The organism is Pseudomonas sp. P5_109 (assembly GCF_034009455.1).
GTDB lineage: Bacteria > Pseudomonadota > Gammaproteobacteria > Pseudomonadales > Pseudomonadaceae > Aquipseudomonas.
In genome coordinates, this window is record NZ_CP125380.1 from 1,357,652 (window position 1) to 1,376,386 (window position 18,735).

Below are 18,735 nucleotides of genomic sequence, written 5' to 3' on the forward strand. Positions count from 1 at the left end.
TTATTGCCAGTTGGAATAAGAAAGGACTTCATGAAACGTCTGCTGCTAACTGCGGTTCTCACCGTATTGATGATCGCCGAAGTTCACGCCGAGTCCTTCACTATCTCTGATATTCGCGTCAATGGCCTCCAGCGGGTCTCCGCGGGTAGCGTCTTTGGTGCTTTGCCGTTGAACGTCGGTGAACAGGCGGATGATCGTCGCCTGGTGGAATCCACTCGTGCGTTGTTCAAAACCGGTTTCTTTCAAGATATCCAGCTGGGCCGCGATGGCAACGTCCTGGTCATCACGGTAGTCGAGCGCCCGTCTGTTGCCAGTATCGAGATCGAAGGTAACAAGGCGATCTCTACCGAAGACCTGATGAAAGGCCTCAAGCAATCCGGTCTGGCCGAAGGCGAGATCTTCCAGCGTGCCACCCTTGAAGGTGTGCGTAACGAACTGCAGCGCCAGTACGTCGCCCAGGGTCGCTACTCGGCTACCGTCGACACCGAAGTGGTGCCGCAGCCGCGTAACCGCGTTGGCCTGAAGGTCAACATCAACGAAGGTACCGTTGCCGCTATCCAGCACATCAACGTGGTGGGCAACACGGTCTTCCCCGATGAAGACCTGATCGACCTTTTCGAACTCAAGACCACCAACTGGTTGTCGTTCTTCAAGAACGATGACAAGTACGCCCGTGAAAAACTGTCCGGTGACCTGGAGCGCCTGCGTTCCTACTACCTGGATCGTGGCTATATCAACATGGATATCGCTTCGACCCAGGTTTCCATTACCCCGGACAAGAAGCACGTCTACATCACCGTCAACGTCAACGAAGGCGAGAAATACACCGTTCGTGACGTCAAGCTCAGCGGCGACCTGAAAGTCCCTGAAGACCAGGTCAAGTCCCTGCTGCTGGTGCAAAAAGGCCAGGTGTTCTCGCGCAAGCTGATGACCACCACCTCCGAACTGATCACCCGTCGCCTGGGTAACGAAGGTTATACCTTCGCCAACGTCAACGGCGTGCCTCAACCGCACGATGAAGATCACACCGTAGACATCCTGTTTGCGGTCGATCCGGGCAAACGTGCCTACGTGAACCGCATCAACTTCCGTGGCAACACCAAGTCCGAAGACGAAGTGCTGCGTCGTGAAATGCGTCAGATGGAAGGCGGCTGGGCTTCGACCTACCTGATCGACCAATCCAAGACCCGTCTGGAACGCCTGGGCTTCTTCAAGGAAGTCAACGTCGAGACTCCGGCCGTGCCGGGTGTCGATGACCAGGTGGACGTCAACTACAGCGTTGAAGAGCAAGCCTCCGGTTCGATTACCGCCAGCGTCGGTTTCGCCCAGAGTGCCGGTCTGATCCTCGGTGGTTCGATCACCCAGAACAACTTCCTGGGTACCGGTAACAAGGTCAGCGTCGGTTTGACCAAAAGTGAATACCAGAGTCGTTACAACTTCGGTTATGTCGACCCCTACTGGACTGCTGATGGCGTGAGCCTGGGTTATAACGCCTTCTATCGCACTACCGACTACAAAGACCTCGACGTCGATGTAGCGAGCTATGCCGTGGACAGCCTGGGTGCAGGCGTGAGCGTCGGCTACCCGATCAGCGAGACTTCGCGACTGACCTTCGGCCTGACTGCACAGCAGGACAAGATCAAGACCGGCGTTTACACCGTTGACGAGATTTTCGACTTCGTTAACAAGGAAGGCGACCAGTACCTGAACTTCAAGGCTTCGGCCGGCTGGTCCGAGTCCACCCTGAACAAGGGCGTGCTCGCCACCCGTGGTCATTCCCAGAGCCTGGTGCTGGAATCCACGATTCCAGGCAGCGACCTGTCGTTCTTCAAGCTCGATTACCGTGGCCAGTTGTTCCAGCCGTTGTCCGAGAACTACACCATGCGCCTGCACACCGAGCTGGGTTATGGCGATGGTTACGGTTCGACCGACGGTTTGCCTTTCTATGAAAACTACTATGCTGGTGGTTTCAACTCGGTCCGTGGTTTCAAGGACAGCACCCTGGGTCCTCGCAGTACGCCAAGTACCGGCAAGAACCCTGGTACAGCGACAGACCCGGACCAGGACCCGCTGCCGTTCGGTGGTAACGTCCTGATCCAGGGCGGTGTGGAGGTTCTCTTCCCTCTGCCGTTCGTCAAGGATCAACGCTCCCTGCGTACCTCGGTATTCTGGGATGTGGGTAACGTGTTCGATTCCTCGTGCTCGGATACCACAAACGCTGATGGCACGAAGTCCAACACCAAGTGCAACGACATTAGCCTGAGCAACATGGCCAGTTCTGTTGGTGTGGGTGTGACCTGGGTCACCGCACTGGGTCCTTTGAGTTTCGCATTGGCCATGCCGGTCAAGAAACCGGATAACGCCGAGACTCAAGTGTTCCAATTTTCCCTCGGCCAGACGTTCTAAGCGTCTGACCCAAGATAACGACAATGAATTTTGTAGGAGTGCATCGTGCGTAAGTTGACTCAATTGGTTCTCCTGGCCAGCGTACTGGTCGCTGGTCCGGCATTTGCCGACATGAAAATTGCAGTTCTGAACTATCAGATGGCTTTGCTGGAGTCCGACGCGGCCAAGAAATACGCCGTGGATGCCGAGAAGAAATTCGGTCCTCAGCTGACCAAGCTCAAGACGCTGGAAAGCAGCGCCAAGGGTATTCAGGACCGTCTGATGGCTGGTGGCGACAAAATGCAGCAAGGCGAGCGCGAGCGTCTGGAGCTTGAATTCAAGCAAAAGGCCCGTGACTTCCAGTTCCAGTCCAAGGAGCTGAATGAAGCCAAAGCCGTTGCCGACCGTGAAATGCTGAAGCAGCTCAAGCCGAAACTGGACAGCGCTGTGGAAGAAGTCATCAAGAAAGGTGCTTTTGACCTGGTCTTCGAGCGTGGCGCAGTGATTGATGTCAAGCCTCAGTACGACATCACTCGCCAGGTTATCGAGCGCATGAATCAGCTGAAGTAATCCATGACAGTGACCATTAAGCTCGGCCAGCTGGCCGAGTTCCTCGGCGCCACGCTACGTGGCGACCCCGAGAAAGCAATTACTGGGCTAGCCACCTTGCAGGAGGCTGGCCCAGCTCAGTTGAGCTTTCTCGCAAATCCCCAATACCGCAAGTACCTGGCAGGCAGTCAGGCTGCAGCCCTGTTGCTCAAGGCCGCTGATGCCGAAGGTCATAACGGGGATGTGCTGGTGGTGCCGGATCCGTACGCGGCCTACGCGCGCGTTTCTCACCTGTTCGATCCCAAGCCCAAGGCCGCGGCCGGCATACATCCGACGGCGGTCATCGCGGCGGATGCGGTAGTCGATCCAACGGCAAGTATCGGTGCTTTTGTGGTGATCGAAAGCGCAGCGCAGGTTGGCGCCGGTACGACTGTCGGCGCGCATTGCTTCATCGGCGCTCGCAGCGTGGTGGGTGAGGGTGGCTGGCTCGCGCCGCGCGTGACCTTGTATCACGATGTCCGCGTCGGCAAACGGGTTGTCATTCAGTCCGGCGCGGTGCTCGGCGGCGAAGGTTTTGGCTTTGCCAATGAAAAGGGTATCTGGCAGAAAATCGCCCAGGTCGGTGGTGTGCTGATCGGCGATGATGTGGAAATTGGCGTGAATACCGCTATTGACCGCGGTGCTTTGGCCGATACCATCATCGGCAACGGTGTGAAGCTCGATAACCAGATCCAGATTGCCCATAACGTTCAGGTGGGTGATCACACCGCCATGGCGGCCTGTGTCGGGATCTCCGGCAGCACCAAGATCGGCAAGCATTGCATGCTCGCCGGTGGCGTAGGCCTGGTGGGGCATATCGAAATTTGCGACAACGTTTTCCTCACCGGGATGACCATGGTGACCCACTCGATTACCGAGCCAGGTGCCTATTCTTCCGGTACGGCTATGCAGCCGGCAGCCGAGTGGCGCAAAAGCGCGGCACGCATTCGTCAGCTCGATGACATCGCGCGGCGTCTGCGCCAGCTGGAAAAGCAAGTAGGGGAAGTGACCCCTGACGGTAATGCTTCATCAGATGGCTGATACCATTTCCATATCAAGTGTGCACAGCCGCTAGACTGCCTCCTTGATTTGCTAGCGGAACGTGCGTCAGTCGCGCGCTCCCAATCTTTACATAGGCTTCCCCCCGAAATGATGGACATCAACGAGATTCGCGAATACCTGCCTCACCGTTACCCGTTCCTGCTGGTGGACCGGGTAGTGGAGCTGGATGTTGAAGGCAAGCGCATTCGCGCCTACAAGAATGTCAGCATCAACGAGCCGTTCTTCAATGGTCACTTCCCTGCGCATCCAATCATGCCGGGCGTATTGATCATCGAAGCAATGGCTCAGGCTGCCGGGATCCTTGGTTTCAAAATGCTCGACGTGAAACCGGCCGACGGCACGCTTTATTACTTCGTCGGTTCCGACAAGCTGCGCTTCCGCCAGCCCGTTCTGCCAGGCGATCAGTTGATCCTTGAAGCCAAGTTCATCAGCTGCAAGCGTCAGATCTGGAAATTCGAATGCCAGGCTTCGGTCGATGGCAAACCGGTCTGCTCCGCTGAAATCATCTGTGCGGAACGCAAGCTATGAGTTTGATTGACCCTCGTGCAATCATCGATCCGACAGCCGTTCTGGCTGACGGCGTCGAGGTCGGCCCGTGGTCGATCGTCGGCGCAGGTGTGGAAATCGGCGAGGGGACAGTCATCGGGCCGCACGTGATCCTCAAGGGCCCGACCCGAATTGGTAAGCACAATCGCATCTACCAGTTTTCCTCGGTGGGTGAAGACACGCCTGACCTGAAGTACAAGGGCGAGGAAACCCGCCTTGTGATCGGTGATCACAACGTCATCCGTGAAGGCGTGACGATTCACCGTGGCACCATCCAGGACCGTTCGGAAACGACCCTGGGCGATCACAACCTGATCATGGCGTATGCCCATATTGGCCATGACAGCGTTATCGGCAACCACTGCATCCTGGTGAACAACACCGCCTTGGCGGGCCATGTGCACGTGGAAGACTGGGCAATCCTCTCCGGCTTTACCCTGGTTCACCAGTATTGCCACATCGGTGCCCACAGCTTTTCAGGCATGGGTACGGCAATCGGCAAGGATGTTCCTGCGTATGTCACGGTGTTCGGCAACCCGGCTGAAGCCCGGAGCATGAACTTCGAGGGCATGCGCCGTCGCGGTTTCAGCGAAGAGGCGATCCACGCGCTGCGTCGTGCCTACAAGGTGGTTTACCGCCAGGGCCTGACCGTGGAGCAGGCACTCGCCGAGCTGGCCGAGTCGTCGGCCCAGTATCCGGAAGTGGCGGTGTTCCGTGACTCCATCCAGTCTTCGACTCGCGGCATCACTCGCTAACCATGGCCAATCTGCGTATTGCGCTGGTAGCGGGTGAGGCTTCCGGTGACATTCTGGGTGCGGGTCTCATGCGCGCGCTCAAGGCACGTCATCCGGCCGTCGAGTTCATTGGTGTTGGCGGTCCGCTGATGCAGGCCGAGGGCATGATCCCGTACTTCCCGATGGAGCGTCTGTCGGTGATGGGGCTGGTGGAAGTCCTGGGCCGCCTGCGTGAGTTGCTGGCACGGCGCAAGAAACTGGTCGCCGACCTGATCGCCGCGAAGCCCGATGTGTTCATCGGTATCGATGCGCCGGACTTCAACCTCAATATCGAACTCAAACTGCGCCAGGCCGGGATCAAGACCGTGCATTACGTCAGCCCGTCGGTCTGGGCCTGGCGGCAGAAACGCGTGCTGAAGATTCGCGAAGGCTGCGACCTGATGCTCACGCTGTTCCCGTTCGAAGCCAAGTTCTATGAAGAGAAAGGCGTGCCGGTGCGGTTCGTCGGCCATACGCTGGCCGATGCCATTCCACTGCAAGCCGATCGCGCTGCTGCACGAGCCGAACTCGGTTTACCCGACGGGCCGCTGGTGGCGTTGATGCCTGGCAGCCGTGGCGGTGAAGTTGGCCGGCTCGGTGCGTTGTTTCTCGATACCGCGCAACGCTTGCGGGCGTTGCGCCCGGGTGTGCGGTTTGTTGTTCCGTGTGCCAACCCGCAACGTCGCGCGCAGCTTGAAGAGCTGTTGGCCGGTCGCGATCTGCCGCTGACCCTGCTCGACGGCCAGTCCCATCTGGCCTTGGCGGCTTGCGATGCTGTGCTGATCGCCTCCGGCACCGCGACGCTTGAAGCGTTGCTGTACAAGCGGCCGATGGTGGTCGCCTACCGCCTGGCGCCACTGACGTTCTGGATACTCAAGCGCATGGTCAAGAGTCCGTACGTTTCGCTGCCGAACTTGTTGGCCCAGCGTCTGTTGGTGCCCGAGTTGTTGCAGGACGATGCCACGGTCGAAGCGCTGGCCCAGACTTTGTCGCCGCTGATCGAGGGTGGGGAAGAGCAGACTCGTGGTTTTGACGAAATTCACCGAACCCTGCGTCTGGATGCCTCCAACCAGGCTGCGGACGCAGTGCTGAACCTGATCGGCCAAGTTAAATGAGTAAAACAAGCATGCAGATGGGGCTGGATTTCACTTTGGTGGCTGAAGTCGAGGAGTTGGTTGCCGGCGTCGATGAAGTCGGTCGCGGCCCGCTCTGTGGCGCGGTGGTGACGGCGGCGGTGATTCTTGACCCGAACCGCCCGATCCTCGGGCTGAACGACTCGAAGAAACTCACCGAGGCCCGTCGCGAGAAGCTCTACGACGAAATCTGCGAAAAAGCCCTGAGCTGGTGCATCGCTCGCGCCGAAGTCGAAGAAATCGATGAACTGAATATCCTCCACGCCACCATGTTGGCCATGCAGCGTGCGGTCGCGGGGCTGCATGTCCAGCCGAAGCTGGCGATGATCGACGGCAACCGCTGCCCGAAGCTGCCGATGCGCTCCGAGGCCGTGGTCAAGGGCGATAGCAAGGTCCCCGCCATCGCCGCCGCATCGATTCTGGCCAAGGTCAGCCGTGATCGTGAAATGGCCGCGTTCGAATTGATCTACCCGGGTTACGGCATCGGCGGCCATAAAGGTTACCCGACGCCCGTTCATCTGGAAGCACTGGCACGGCTTGGGCCGACCCCGATTCATCGGCGTTCGTTTGCCCCTGTGCGGCTGGCATATGAGGCTCGCGAAGGATTGATCGAGAGTTAGTCGCAAGGCTGATGTTTTACTCAAGGCCCGGTACAATCCGGGCCTTGTTGTTTTCACGTTCACAGACAGGATCACTATGCCGGCTTCATTCGTTCACCTACGCCTGCACACTGAATACTCCCTGGTCGACGGTCTGGTGCGGATCAAGCCGCTGGTCAAGACCCTGGTCGGCATGAACATGCCTGCCGTAGCGGTCACCGACCAGAACAACATGTGTTCTCTGGTCAAATTCTATAAAAACGCCATGGGTGCCGGAATCAAGCCGATCTGCGGCGCCGACCTGTGGCTGTCGAACAAGGATCCGGACAACCCGCTGAGCCGGATCAGCCTGCTGGTGATGAATGCTGAAGGCTATCGCAACCTTACCGAGCTGATTTCCCGCGGCTTTATCGATGGTCAGCGCAATGGCGCGGTCATCATCGAGCGCGAATGGGTGGCTGAAGCCAATGCTGGCTTGATCATGCTGTCGGCGGCAAAAGAGGGCGAGATCGGCCAGGCCATGCTCAGCGGCAACCCCGCCGAGGCCGAAACCCTGGCCCGCGAATGGATGGACGTGTTTCCGGATCGTTTCTACCTGGAAATCCAGCGCACCAGCCGCCCCAACGATGAAGAACAACTGCACGGCGCCGTGGCGCTGGCCGAGAAGCTCGGTGCACCGCTGGTGGCGACCAACGACGTGCGCTTCATCAAGCAGGAAGACTTCGCCGCCCACGAAACCCGCGTCTGCATCGGCGAAGGCCGTGCCCTCGACGATCCGCGGCGTTCGAAGAACTACAGCGACCAGCAGTACCTCAAAAGCGCCGATGAAATGGCCGAGCTGTTCAGCGACATTCCCGAAGCGCTGGAAAACACCGTCGAGATCGCCAAGCGCTGCAACATCGAAGTGAAGCTGGGCACGCACTTCCTGCCCAACTTCCCGATCCCCGATGGCATGACCATCGACGAGTACTTCCGCAAGGTCTCGTTCGACGGTCTGGAGGAACGGCTGGCAGTACTGTGGCCCAAAGACACCACCGAAGACTACGAGGCCAAGCGTCAGGTCTATGTCGACCGGCTGAATTTCGAGCTGGATATCATCATCCAGATGGGCTTCCCCGGTTACTTCCTGATCGTGATGGACTTTATCCAGTGGGCCAAGAACAACGGCGTGCCGGTAGGTCCTGGCCGTGGATCGGGTGCCGGGTCGCTGGTGGCCTATGTGCAGAAGATCACCGACCTCGACCCGCTGGAATATGACCTGCTGTTCGAACGTTTCCTCAACCCGGAACGGGTATCGATGCCCGACTTCGACGTCGACTTCTGCATGGACGGTCGTGACCGGGTGATCGACTACGTGGCCGAGAAGTATGGCCGTAACGCGGTAAGCCAGATCATCACCTTCGGTTCCATGGCGGCGAAGGCTGTGGTCCGCGACGTGGCGCGGGTGCAGGGCAAGTCCTATGGCCTGGCGGACCGTCTGTCGAAGATGATTCCGTTCGAAGTCGGCATGACCCTGGAAAAGGCCTACGAACAGGAAGAGATCCTGCGCGACTTCATCAAGGTCGATGAAGAAGCCGCGGAAATCTGGGAAATGGCGCGCAAGCTCGAAGGCGTTGTGCGTAACGTCGGCAAGCACGCCGGTGGTGTGGTGATCGCGCCGACCAAGCTGACCGACTTCTCGCCGATCTATTGCGACGAGGCCGGCGACGGCCTGGTAACCCAGTTCGACAAGGATGACGTTGAGGCTGCCGGCCTGGTGAAGTTCGACTTCCTCGGCCTGCGAACCCTGACGATCATCGACTGGGCGCTGAAAACCATCAACCGCGACCGCGCCAAGGTCAACGAACCGCCGCTGGATATCGCGTTCATCCCGCTGGACGACAAGCCGACCTATACACTGTTGCAGAAAGCCGAAACCACGGCGGTGTTCCAGCTTGAATCCCGGGGCATGAAGGAGCTGATCAAAAAGCTCAAGCCCGACTGCCTGGAAGACTTGATCGCACTGGTAGCACTGTTCCGTCCGGGCCCGCTGCAATCGGGCATGGTGGACGACTTCATCAACCGTAAGCACGGTCGCGCCGAGCTCGCGTACCCGCACTCGGACTACCAGTACGAAGGCCTCAAGCCAGTACTGGCACCGACTTACGGCATCATCCTGTATCAGGAACAGGTGATGCAGATTGCCCAGGTCATGGCCGGTTACACCCTCGGTGGTGCGGACATGCTGCGTCGAGCCATGGGTAAGAAAAAACCCGAGGAAATGGCCAAGCAGCGCGGTGGCTTCATTGAAGGTTGCGCGACCAACAATATCGACGCCGACCTCGCCGGTAACATTTTCGACCTGGTGGAAAAATTCGCCGGTTACGGCTTCAACAAATCCCACTCTGCCGCCTATGGCCTGGTGTCGTACCAGACCGCGTGGCTGAAGACGCACTACCCGGCGCCGTTCATGGCCGCGGTACTTTCGGCGGATATGCACAACACCGACAAGGTCGTGACCTTGATCGAAGAAGTGCGGACCATGAAGCTGCGTCTCGACGCGCCCGACGTGAACACGTCCGAATTCAAGTTCACGGTGAACGACGAAGGCCGGATCATCTACGGCCTGGGCGCGATCAAGGGCGTGGGCGAGGGGCCGGTCGAGGCCATCACCGAGGCGCGTCTGGCCGGTCCGTTCAAGGATCTGTTCGATTTCTGCGCACGAGTCGATCTCAAGCGCATCAACAAGCGCACCCTCGACGGTTTGATCCGCAGCGGTGCGCTGGATCGCCTCGGGCCGTATTTCCACGATGAGCAGAAGGCCTACCAGGCCAACATCGACCGCAATCGCGCGGTGCTGCTGACGGCCATGGAAGAAGCGATCAAGGCGGCCGAACAGACTGCGCGCACCCAGGACAGCGGTCACTCCGACCTGTTTGGCGGTCTGTTCGTCGAAGCAGACGCCGACGTCTACGCCAACCACCGCAAGGCCAAGGAACTGACCCTCAAGGAACGCCTGAAAGGGGAGAAAGATACCCTCGGCCTGTACCTGACCGGTCACCCGATCGACGAATACGAAGGTGAAATCCGTCGTTTTGCCCGTCAGCGCATCATCGATCTGAAACCGGCGCGCGATACCCAGACTGTCGCCGGGATGATCATCGCCTTGCGGGTGATGAAGAACAAAAAGGGCGACAAGATGGGGTTCATCACCCTTGACGACCGCTCTGGACGGATCGAGGCCTCGCTGTTTTCCGAGTCGTTCCATGCTGCGCAGTCGCTGTTGCAGACCGACGCCATGGTGGTGGTCGAAGGCGAGGTCAGCAATGACGACTTCTCCGGTGGCCTGAAGTTGCGGGTCAAGCGGGTGATGAGCATGGAGGATGCGCGCACCAACCTGGCCGAAAGCCTGCGCCTGAAGTTGCATGCCAAGGACCTCAAGGGCGATCAGCTACGCTGGCTGGGTGAGCTGTTGAAGCGTCACCGCGGTGCGTGCCCGGTCACCATGGACTACACCAGCCCCGATGCGAAGGCCATGTTGCAGTTCGGCGAAGGCTGGCGAATCGATCCGGCGGATGCGTTGATTCAAGCCCTGCGTGACCAGTTCGGGCGAGACAACGTCTTCCTCCAATACCGTTGAGCGGCAGGTGATATCAGAACGCCTGCCCGCAACCTGAATTTTTAATCTCGACCTCAACGCGCCTGTCCCTTAAGGTAGGGCGCGAATAGACAACCGGCCGGCCCAAGAACCCTTGGGACTCGACCCAAGACGGACGCCTATGAACCCGAATTTTCTAGATTTCGAACAGCCGATCGCCGACCTGCAAGCCAAGATCGAAGAGTTGCGCTTGGTCGGTAATGACAATTCGCTGAATATCGGCGATGAGATCTCCCGCCTGCAGGACAAGAGCAAAACGCTGACCGAAGACATCTTCGGCAAGCTGACCAGCTGGCAGATCGCACGTCTGGCGCGTCACCCGAAACGTCCTTATACCCTGGACTACATCGAACACATCTTCACCGAGTTCGACGAATTGCACGGTGATCGTCACTTCTCCGACGACGCGGCTATCGTGGGCGGTATTGCCCGCCTGGACGACCAGCCGGTGATGATCATCGGTCACCAGAAAGGCCGTGAAGTGCGCGAGAAGGTTCGCCGCAACTTCGGCATGCCGCGTCCGGAAGGCTACCGCAAGGCTTGCCGCCTGATGGAAATGGCCGAGCGTTTCAAGATGCCGATCCTGACCTTCATCGACACCCCGGGCGCTTATCCTGGCATCGACGCTGAAGAGCGTAACCAGAGCGAGGCGATTGCCTGGAACCTGCGTGTCATGGCCCGCCTGAAAACCCCAATCATCGCCACCGTGATCGGTGAGGGTGGTTCCGGTGGTGCACTGGCGATTGGTGTCTGCGACCAGTTGAACATGCTGCAATACTCGACCTACGCGGTGATTTCGCCGGAAGGTTGCGCGTCGATTCTGTGGAAAACCGCCGAAAAAGCGCCGGATGCCGCTGAAGCGATGGGCATCACCGCCGAGCGCCTCAAAGGCTTGGGCATCGTCGACAAGGTGATTGGCGAGCCATTGGGTGGCGCGCACCGTGACCCGGCCGCCGCCGCTGCATCGATCCGCGCCGAGCTGAGCTCGCAACTGGCGATGCTGAAGAAGTTCGATAACGATGCGTTGTTGAAGCGCCGTTATGATCGACTGATGAGCTACGGTCTCTAAGTCGAACACGCAGTGCCCATGTGGGAGCGGGCTTGCTCGCGAAAGCGGTATGACAGTCAACTGATGTGTTGAATGTTCGGCCGCCTTCGTGAGCAAGCCCGCTCCCACATTTGATTTGTGCAAAGGGAAAGATATGGATCGGCCCGCGATTGATCTGCCTTCCAGGCTTTTGCTGAATCTGAAACCGTGGCGCAACGCTCCGGCCTGGCGCATTGCCTTCTCCGGCGGCCTCGACTCCACTGTCCTGCTGCACCTGCTTGCACACCTCGCAAAAACCCAATCCCTGCCGGCGCTGAGCGCCATCCACGTGCATCACGGCCTGCAAGCCGTGGCTGATGCGTGGCCGGAACATTGTCGTTCTGTATGCGCTGCGCTGGGCGTGCCGCTGCAAGTGGTTCACGTGCAGGTGCAACCGGGTGCGAGCCTTGAACGTGCAGCTCGGGATGCGCGATATCACGCCTTCACTGAAACCGTTCAGCCCGGTGAAGTGCTGCTGACGGCCCAGCACCGCGACGATCAGGCGGAAACCCTGCTGTTCCGATTGCTGCGTGGGGCCGGTGTGCGCGGACTATCGGGTATGCCGCGTCAACGCCCATTGGGTGTGGGGCATTTGCTGCGGCCATTGCTCGACGTCACGCGGGCTGAGCTGGAGGCCTATGCCATTGAGCAAGGCTTGAGCTGGATCGAAGATCCTTCGAACGAGGATCGGCAGTACTCGCGCAACTACCTGCGGCATCAGGTGTTTCCTGGGTTGACCTCGCGCTGGCCGCAAGCGGTGGCGACCATGGCTCGCAGCGCTGCGCACTTGAGTGAGGCGCAGGCATTGCTCGATGATCTGGCGGACATCGATTTGAGCCTGGCGAGTACGGTCAGTGATTTCGAGTGGCTGGGCTTGCCGTCTCTGGAGCTGGCAGCACTGGAAAAACTCTCGGTCGCACGCCAGCGAAATGCACTCAGTCGCTGGTTGGAACCACGCACGCGACTGCCGGACAGTGACCACTGGTCGGGTTGGGAGGATTTGCGTGATGCCACCGGTGATGCCCGACCGATCTGGCGCTTGGCGCAGGGCGAGTTGCATCGGGCCGGCGGGCGTGTCTGGTGGTTGTCCGGTGCCTGGCTGAATTCGTTGCCCGTTGCAGGAACATGGCTGGACCCCGCTCTGCCGCTGGTGTTGCCAGGCAACGGCGCTCTCACGCTCAGAGGCAAAATCCCCGATGGCCCTGTGCAGATCCGCTATCGTGAAGGCGGTGAGGTAATGGATTTGCCGAACCGCGGGCATCGGGACCTGAAACGTTTGCTCAATGAAAGCGGTGTGCCGTCCTTCGTGCGCGGCAGATTGCCGCTGCTCTACAAAGACGGCCAATTGCTGGCGGTAGCGAACCTCAAGGGGCTCGATGGTGGTGCGCTCGGCGACTGGCATTTGCATTGGCAGCCACTGAACGAAGATCAAGGTTTGAGCTGAAAGGGGCTTTCCGGTAGACTACGCTCCCTTCTTGATACAACTTCTGTGGATTCGCCTGAATTGCAGGAGTTGCCGATTACCAAGCAGTCTTTGCTGGGCGATTCCAAAAAATGTGTAGCGAGCAACGAACCGGTGATTCATTTCCCGGTCTGTCCCAACGCGGCGGTTTTTTTGAAAGGTGCACTGTGATTAATGCAGGTGATCGGGGGCTTCGGCCTTCCTTCGCTTTCCCCGGCGGCTCGGACCGCTTTAACGCAGACTTCTAGGGTTTTTCATGACGCGCTACATATTCGTCACGGGCGGTGTTGTTTCTTCATTGGGGAAAGGCATTGCATCGGCATCATTGGCGGCCATCCTGGAGGCGCGGGGACTTAAGGTCACCATGCTGAAGCTGGACCCGTACATCAACGTCGACCCGGGCACCATGAGCCCGTTCCAGCACGGTGAAGTGTTCGTCACCCACGACGGCGCCGAGACCGACCTGGACCTGGGCCACTACGAGCGGTTCATCCGCACGACCATGACCCAGAACAACAACTTCACCACCGGCCGTGTCTACGAACACGTCCTGCGCAAGGAGCGCCGTGGTGACTACCTGGGTGCAACCATCCAGGTGATCCCGCACATCACCGACGAAATCAAGCGCCGCATCATCAAGGGTGCCGGCGACGCTGACGTGGCAATGGTCGAGATCGGTGGCACCGTGGGTGACATCGAGTCGCAACCGTTCCTCGAAGCCATCCGCCAGTTGCGTTTCGAAGTCGGCGCCAAGCGCGCGATGCTGATGCACCTGACCCTGGTTCCGTACATCGCCACTGCCGGCGAAACCAAGACCAAGCCAACCCAGCACTCGGTCAAGGAACTGCGTTCCATCGGCCTGCAACCAGACGTGCTGGTGTGCCGCTCCGATCACCCGATCGATGTCTCGTCGCGTCGCAAGATCGCGCAATTCACCAACGTTGAAGAACGTGCGGTGATCGCGCTGGAAGACGCCGACACCATCTACAAGATCCCGGGCATCCTGCACTCCCAGGGCCTGGACGATTTCGTCGTCGAGCGCTTCGGCCTGCAATGCGGCGGTGCCGACCTGTCCGAGTGGGAAGCCGTGGTCGACGCCAAGCTCAACCCTGAGCACGAAGTCACCATCGCCATGGTCGGCAAATACATGGAGCTGCTGGACGCGTACAAGTCGCTGATCGAAGCGATGAGCCATGCCGGCATCAGCAACCGTACAAAGGTCAACCTGCGCTACATCGATTCCGAAGACATCGAGAACCAGGGCACCGCGCTGCTCGAAGGCGTCGACGCCATCCTGGTGCCTGGCGGCTTCGGTCTGCGTGGCGTTGAAGGCAAGATCACTGCCGTTCAATACGCTCGCGAAAACAAGGTTCCGTACCTGGGCATCTGCCTGGGCATGCAAGTGGCCGTTATCGAGTTCGCACGTAACGTGATGGGCTGGAAAGACGCCAACTCCACCGAGTTCGATCGTGCCAGTGGCCACCCGGTCGTGGGCCTGATCACCGAGTGGGAAGATGCCACCGGTGCTGTCGAAACCCGTACCGAAACCTCCGACCTGGGCGGCACCATGCGCCTCGGCGCACAGGATTGCCTGCTGGAGCCGGGTTCCCTGGTCCACGGTTGCTACGGCAAGGACGTGATCGTCGAGCGTCACCGTCACCGCTACGAAGTGAACAACAACCTGCTGCCGCAAATCATGGAAGCCGGTTTGAAAATCTCCGGTCGTTCCGGTGACGGCGCGCTGGTTGAAGTGGTTGAAGCACCGGATCATCCATGGTTCGTCGCTTGCCAGTTCCACCCTGAGTTCACCTCGACACCGCGTGACGGTCACCCGCTGTTCAGCGGTTTCGTCAAGGCAGCGTTGACTCAACACCAGAAGAAGGCGTAACCCCCGATGGCACAGAAGATCATCCGCGTCGGCGACATCGAGATTGCCAACGACAAACCCATGGTGCTGTTCGGCGGCATGAACGTGCTGGAAAGCCGTGACATGGCCATGCAGGTTTGCGAAGAGTATGTGAAGGTCACCGAAAAGCTCGGTATCCCTTACGTGTTCAAGGCCAGTTTCGACAAGGCCAACCGGTCTTCTGTGACCTCCTATCGTGGTCCTGGCCTGGAAGAAGGCATGCGCATCTTCCAGGACATCAAGCAAGCCTTCGGCGTGCCGGTCATCACCGACGTCCACGAGCCTGAGCAGGCCGCGGTCGTCGCTGAAATCTGCGACATCATCCAGTTGCCGGCCTTCCTGTCGCGCCAGACCGACCTCGTGGTCGCGATGGCCAAGACGGGCGCAGTGATCAACATCAAGAAAGCCCAGTTCCTCGCGCCACAGGAAATGAAGCACATCCTGAACAAGTGCGTGGAAGCGGGTAACGATCAGTTGATCCTCTGCGAGCGCGGTTCAAGCTTTGGCTACAACAACCTGGTCGTCGACATGCTCGGCTTCGGCATCATGAAGCAGTTCGAATACCCGGTGTTCTTCGACGTGACCCACGCCCTGCAAATGCCGGGTGGTCGCGCCGATTCCGCTGGCGGTCGTCGTGCCCAGGTCCTCGACCTGGCGAAGGCCGGCATGAGCCAGTCGCTGGCAGGCCTGTTCCTGGAAGCCCACCCGGATCCGGACAACGCCAAATGCGACGGTCCTTGCGCCTTGCGCCTGGACAAACTGGAGCCATTCCTGGCCCAGCTCAAGGCTTTGGACGAACTGGTGAAGAGTTTTCCGACGGTAGAAACCGCGTAACATCAGAATCCGGTTGTAGGAGCCGGCTTGCTGGCGATAGCGTCCTCACGGGCGCCATCGCCAGCAAGCCGGCTCGTACAGATGTGACCTACGAGTTATAAATCGAGCAGTAGCGTTTTCGTCAACTTTGGAGTGTTTACAACAATGGCTAAAATCGTCGACATCAAAGGTCGTGAAGTTCTCGACTCCCGTGGCAATCCCACCGTGGAAGCGGACGTGCTTCTCGACAACGGCATCATCGGCAGTGCCTGCGCGCCGTCCGGTGCTTCCACTGGCTCGCGTGAAGCGCTCGAGCTGCGTGATGGCGACAAGAGCCGTTACTTGGGCAAGGGTGTTCTGAAGGCCGTAGCCAACATCAACGGTCCGATCCGCGACCTGTTGAAAGGCATGGACCCAAGCGACCAGAAAGCACTCGATCTGGCAATGATCAAGCTCGACGGTACTGAAAACAAAGGCTCCCTGGGCGCCAACGCGATCCTCGCCGTTTCCCTGGCCGCGGCCAAGGCAGCAGCACAGGACCAGGACCTGCCGCTGTACGCTCACATCGCCAACCTGAACGGCACCCCGGGTGTCTACTCGATGCCGGTTCCGATGATGAACATCATCAACGGCGGCGAGCACGCCGATAACAACGTCGACATCCAGGAATTCATGGTTCAGCCGGTTGGCGCCAAGTCTTTCTCGGAAGGTCTGCGCATGGGCACCGAGATTTTCCACCACCTCAAAGCCGTGCTGAAGGCCCGTGGCCTGAGCACTGCCGTCGGTGACGAAGGTGGTTTCGCGCCGAACCTGGCTTCCAACGAAGACGCTTTGAAAGTGATCTCCGAAGCCGTGGCCAACGCCGGTTACAAGCTGGGCACCGACGTGACCCTGGCCCTGGACTGCGCGGCCAGCGAATTCTACGAAGACGGCAAGTACAACCTGTCCGGCGAAGGCCAGGTGTTCACCGCCGAAGGTTTTGCTGACTACCTCAAAGGCCTGACCGAGCGTTACCCGATCATCTCCATCGAAGATGGCCTGGACGAGTCCGACTGGGCTGGCTGGAAAATCCTCACCGACAAGATCGGCGAGAAAGTCCAACTGGTAGGCGACGACCTGTTCGTGACCAACACCAAGATCCTGAAAGAAGGCATCGACAAAAAGATCGCCAACTCGATCCTGATCAAGTTCAACCAGATCGGCACCCTGACCGAAACCCTGGAAGCCATCCAGATGGCCAAGGCTGCCGGTTACACCGCCGTGATCTCGCACCGCTCCGGCGAAACCGAAGATTCGACCATTGCCGACCTGGCCGTGGGCACTTCGGCTGGCCAGATCAAGACCGGCTCCCTGTGCCGTTCCGACCGCGTTTCCAAGTACAACCAACTGCTGCGTATCGAAGAGCAGTTGAACGGCAAAGCCAAGTACAACGGTCGCGGCGAGTTCCGCGGTTGAGCGATTGCTGGTAAAAAGTCAGCGGATTGTGTCGGAAAAATCGCTACAGCGACGTTTTTGCCACTAATCTGATGCCTTATAAGCACAAGCCTGGTTCTTCCAGGCTTCGTGCTATCAGAAGCTTCACGTTTGGCATGGCTGTCTTTTTTCACTGGATACCTGATATTCGATGCGCAGTCCCAATTGGTTGTTCCTCATCCTGCTTTTGTTGCTGGCTGGCCTGCAGTACCGCCTGTGGGTGGGAAATGGCAGCCTGGCGCAAGTGGCCGAGTTGAATCAGCAGATTGCGGACCAGCAAGCTGAGAACCAGGTGTTGCTTGAGCGCAATCGGGTGATGGACGCCGAAGTCAGTGAGTTGAAAAAAGGCATGGAGACCGTTGAAGAGCGGGCTCGCCATGAGTTGGGCATGGTCAAGGACGGTGAAACCCTTTACCAGTTGGCCCAATGATTAATTCGTTACCGGCCTTCTGGGCCGTGATTCCTGCCGCGGGCGTCGGTGCCCGTATGGCTGCGGACCGTCCCAAGCAATACTTGCAACTGGGCGGGCGCACTATTCTCGAACACAGCCTCGGCTGTTTCCTCGATCATCCAGGCCTGAAAGGTTTGGTAGTCAGTGTTGCTGTTGACGATCCTTATTGGCCGAACCTGGCGTGTGCCAGTGACCCGCGTATTGCCCGGGTCGAGGGCGGTTCCGAGCGTTCCGGGTCGGTGCTCAACGCCTTGCTGCATTTGCATGCGCAGGGCGCCGATGATGAGGATTGGGTACTGGTTCACGATGCCGCACGGCCGAATCTGGCCCGTGATGATCTCGATAAATTGTTGGGCGAACTGGCGGATGATCCGGTCGGTGGTTTGTTGGCGGTTCCGGCGCGGGATACGCTCAAGCGGGTCGACAAGCACGGTCGTGTGGTCGAAACCGTGGATCGCAGCGTGATCTGGCAGGCTTATACGCCGCAGATGTTTCGCCTCGGGGCGTTGCATCGGGCTTTGGCGGACAGTCTGGTGGCGGATGCGGTGGTCACCGATGAAGCCTCGGCCATGGAGTGGGCCGGTTCCGCACCGCGGCTGATCGAAGGGCGATCCGACAACCTCAAGGTGACGCGTCCTGAGGATTTGGAGTGGTTGCGTCAGCGTTGGGCCAATCGTCGCTGATTGCTGTGGCGTCTGTCGTATAGCTTTCGCGAGCAAGCCCGCTCCCACATTTGATCGGTGTTGGCGCAATGTTTGTGGGCAACACTGTACCCCCTGTGGGAGCGGGCTTGCTCGCGAAAGCGGTGTCTAATTCAACC

The 18,735-nt window shown here is 59.1% G+C and carries 15 protein-coding genes; all 15 read left to right on the plus strand.

All coding sequences use genetic code 11. The annotated features are described in order from the left end of the window. The first annotated feature begins 30 nt into the window (after window positions 1–30). Window positions 31–2,406 carry an outer membrane protein assembly factor BamA gene (bamA, locus tag QMK54_RS05925; RefSeq protein ID WP_110657488.1) on the plus strand — a complete coding sequence of 792 codons (2,376 nt, stop codon included), beginning with the start codon at window positions 31–33 and terminating at the stop codon, window positions 2,404–2,406. Between the two features lie 45 nt (window positions 2,407–2,451). After that, entirely contained in the window at window positions 2,452–2,955 is a 504-nt protein-coding gene (locus QMK54_RS05930) for an OmpH family outer membrane protein (RefSeq protein ID WP_007990260.1), read from the plus strand. Between the two features lie 3 nt (window positions 2,956–2,958). After that, entirely contained in the window at window positions 2,959–4,014 is a 1,056-nt protein-coding gene (gene lpxD / locus QMK54_RS05935; RefSeq protein ID WP_110657487.1) for a UDP-3-O-(3-hydroxymyristoyl)glucosamine N-acyltransferase, read from the plus strand. 108 nt (window positions 4,015–4,122) lie between these two features. Next, complete coding sequence (gene fabZ / locus QMK54_RS05940) at window positions 4,123–4,563, plus strand: 3-hydroxyacyl-ACP dehydratase FabZ (protein WP_007978374.1); 441 nt, start codon at window positions 4,123–4,125, stop codon at window positions 4,561–4,563. Then, window positions 4,560–5,336 carry an acyl-ACP--UDP-N-acetylglucosamine O-acyltransferase gene (gene lpxA, locus QMK54_RS05945; RefSeq protein ID WP_110657485.1) on the plus strand — a complete coding sequence of 259 codons (777 nt, stop codon included), beginning with the start codon at window positions 4,560–4,562 and terminating at the stop codon, window positions 5,334–5,336. The genes fabZ and lpxA overlap by 4 nt, the downstream gene beginning before the upstream one ends. A 2-nt stretch (window positions 5,337–5,338) precedes the next feature. Further along, window positions 5,339–6,469 (plus strand): lipid-A-disaccharide synthase, encoded by a 1,131-nt coding sequence (gene lpxB, locus QMK54_RS05950; protein WP_320402213.1) that lies wholly within the window; start codon window positions 5,339–5,341, stop codon window positions 6,467–6,469. 11 nt (window positions 6,470–6,480) lie between these two features. Continuing rightward, window positions 6,481–7,107 carry a ribonuclease HII gene (gene rnhB, locus QMK54_RS05955; protein WP_110657482.1) on the plus strand — a complete coding sequence of 209 codons (627 nt, stop codon included), beginning with the start codon at window positions 6,481–6,483 and terminating at the stop codon, window positions 7,105–7,107. A 76-nt stretch (window positions 7,108–7,183) separates the two neighbouring features. Next, window positions 7,184–10,705 (plus strand): DNA polymerase III subunit alpha, encoded by a 3,522-nt coding sequence (gene dnaE / locus QMK54_RS05960; RefSeq protein ID WP_110657479.1) that lies wholly within the window; start codon window positions 7,184–7,186, stop codon window positions 10,703–10,705. Window positions 10,706–10,844: 139 nt separating this feature from the next. Continuing rightward, window positions 10,845–11,792: an acetyl-CoA carboxylase carboxyltransferase subunit alpha gene (locus tag QMK54_RS05965; RefSeq protein WP_103394434.1), complete on the plus strand. Its 948-nt coding sequence runs from the start codon at window positions 10,845–10,847 to the stop codon at window positions 11,790–11,792. A 133-nt stretch (window positions 11,793–11,925) separates the two neighbouring features. After that, a complete protein-coding gene (gene tilS / locus QMK54_RS05970) occupies window positions 11,926–13,254 on the plus strand; it encodes a tRNA lysidine(34) synthetase TilS (protein ID WP_320402214.1) in 1,329 nt (442 codons plus the stop codon). A gap of 274 nt (window positions 13,255–13,528) precedes the next feature. Next, window positions 13,529–15,160, plus strand: coding sequence for a CTP synthase (locus QMK54_RS05975; RefSeq protein ID WP_110657475.1), 1,632 nt, complete (start codon window positions 13,529–13,531; stop codon window positions 15,158–15,160). A gap of 6 nt (window positions 15,161–15,166) precedes the next feature. Next, the gene (gene kdsA / locus QMK54_RS05980; protein WP_320402215.1) at window positions 15,167–16,012 is read left to right on the plus strand and encodes a 3-deoxy-8-phosphooctulonate synthase; all 846 of its coding nucleotides are present in this window, start codon (window positions 15,167–15,169) and stop codon (window positions 16,010–16,012) included. A gap of 144 nt (window positions 16,013–16,156) precedes the next feature. Then, window positions 16,157–17,446, plus strand: coding sequence for a phosphopyruvate hydratase (gene eno / locus QMK54_RS05985; protein ID WP_103394437.1), 1,290 nt, complete (start codon window positions 16,157–16,159; stop codon window positions 17,444–17,446). A gap of 169 nt (window positions 17,447–17,615) precedes the next feature. Next, window positions 17,616–17,894, plus strand: coding sequence for a cell division protein FtsB (ftsB, locus tag QMK54_RS05990; protein WP_110662812.1), 279 nt, complete (start codon window positions 17,616–17,618; stop codon window positions 17,892–17,894). After that, entirely contained in the window at window positions 17,891–18,598 is a 708-nt protein-coding gene (gene ispD, locus QMK54_RS05995; RefSeq protein WP_110662814.1) for a 2-C-methyl-D-erythritol 4-phosphate cytidylyltransferase, read from the plus strand. Before ftsB ends, ispD begins: the two co-directional genes overlap by 4 nt. Window positions 18,599–18,735 lie beyond the last annotated feature (137 nt).

Coding starts and splice junctions, on each gene's coding strand:
- lpxB (WP_320402213.1), top strand. CDS start 5,339: ATGGCCAATCTGCGTATTGCGCTGGTAGCGGGTGAGGCTTCCGGTGAC.
- lpxA (WP_110657485.1), top strand. CDS start 4,560: ATGAGTTTGATTGACCCTCGTGCAATCATCGATCCGACAGCCGTTCTG.
- ftsB (WP_110662812.1), top strand. CDS start 17,616: ATGCGCAGTCCCAATTGGTTGTTCCTCATCCTGCTTTTGTTGCTGGCT.
- QMK54_RS05975 (WP_110657475.1), top strand. CDS start 13,529: ATGACGCGCTACATATTCGTCACGGGCGGTGTTGTTTCTTCATTGGGG.
- ispD (WP_110662814.1), top strand. CDS start 17,891: ATGATTAATTCGTTACCGGCCTTCTGGGCCGTGATTCCTGCCGCGGGC.
- QMK54_RS05965 (WP_103394434.1), top strand. CDS start 10,845: ATGAACCCGAATTTTCTAGATTTCGAACAGCCGATCGCCGACCTGCAA.
- kdsA (WP_320402215.1), top strand. CDS start 15,167: ATGGCACAGAAGATCATCCGCGTCGGCGACATCGAGATTGCCAACGAC.
- dnaE (WP_110657479.1), top strand. CDS start 7,184: ATGCCGGCTTCATTCGTTCACCTACGCCTGCACACTGAATACTCCCTG.
- bamA (WP_110657488.1), top strand. CDS start 31: ATGAAACGTCTGCTGCTAACTGCGGTTCTCACCGTATTGATGATCGCC.
- tilS (WP_320402214.1), top strand. CDS start 11,926: ATGGATCGGCCCGCGATTGATCTGCCTTCCAGGCTTTTGCTGAATCTG.
- rnhB (WP_110657482.1), top strand. CDS start 6,481: ATGCAGATGGGGCTGGATTTCACTTTGGTGGCTGAAGTCGAGGAGTTG.
- lpxD (WP_110657487.1), top strand. CDS start 2,959: ATGACAGTGACCATTAAGCTCGGCCAGCTGGCCGAGTTCCTCGGCGCC.
- eno (WP_103394437.1), top strand. CDS start 16,157: ATGGCTAAAATCGTCGACATCAAAGGTCGTGAAGTTCTCGACTCCCGT.
- fabZ (WP_007978374.1), top strand. CDS start 4,123: ATGATGGACATCAACGAGATTCGCGAATACCTGCCTCACCGTTACCCG.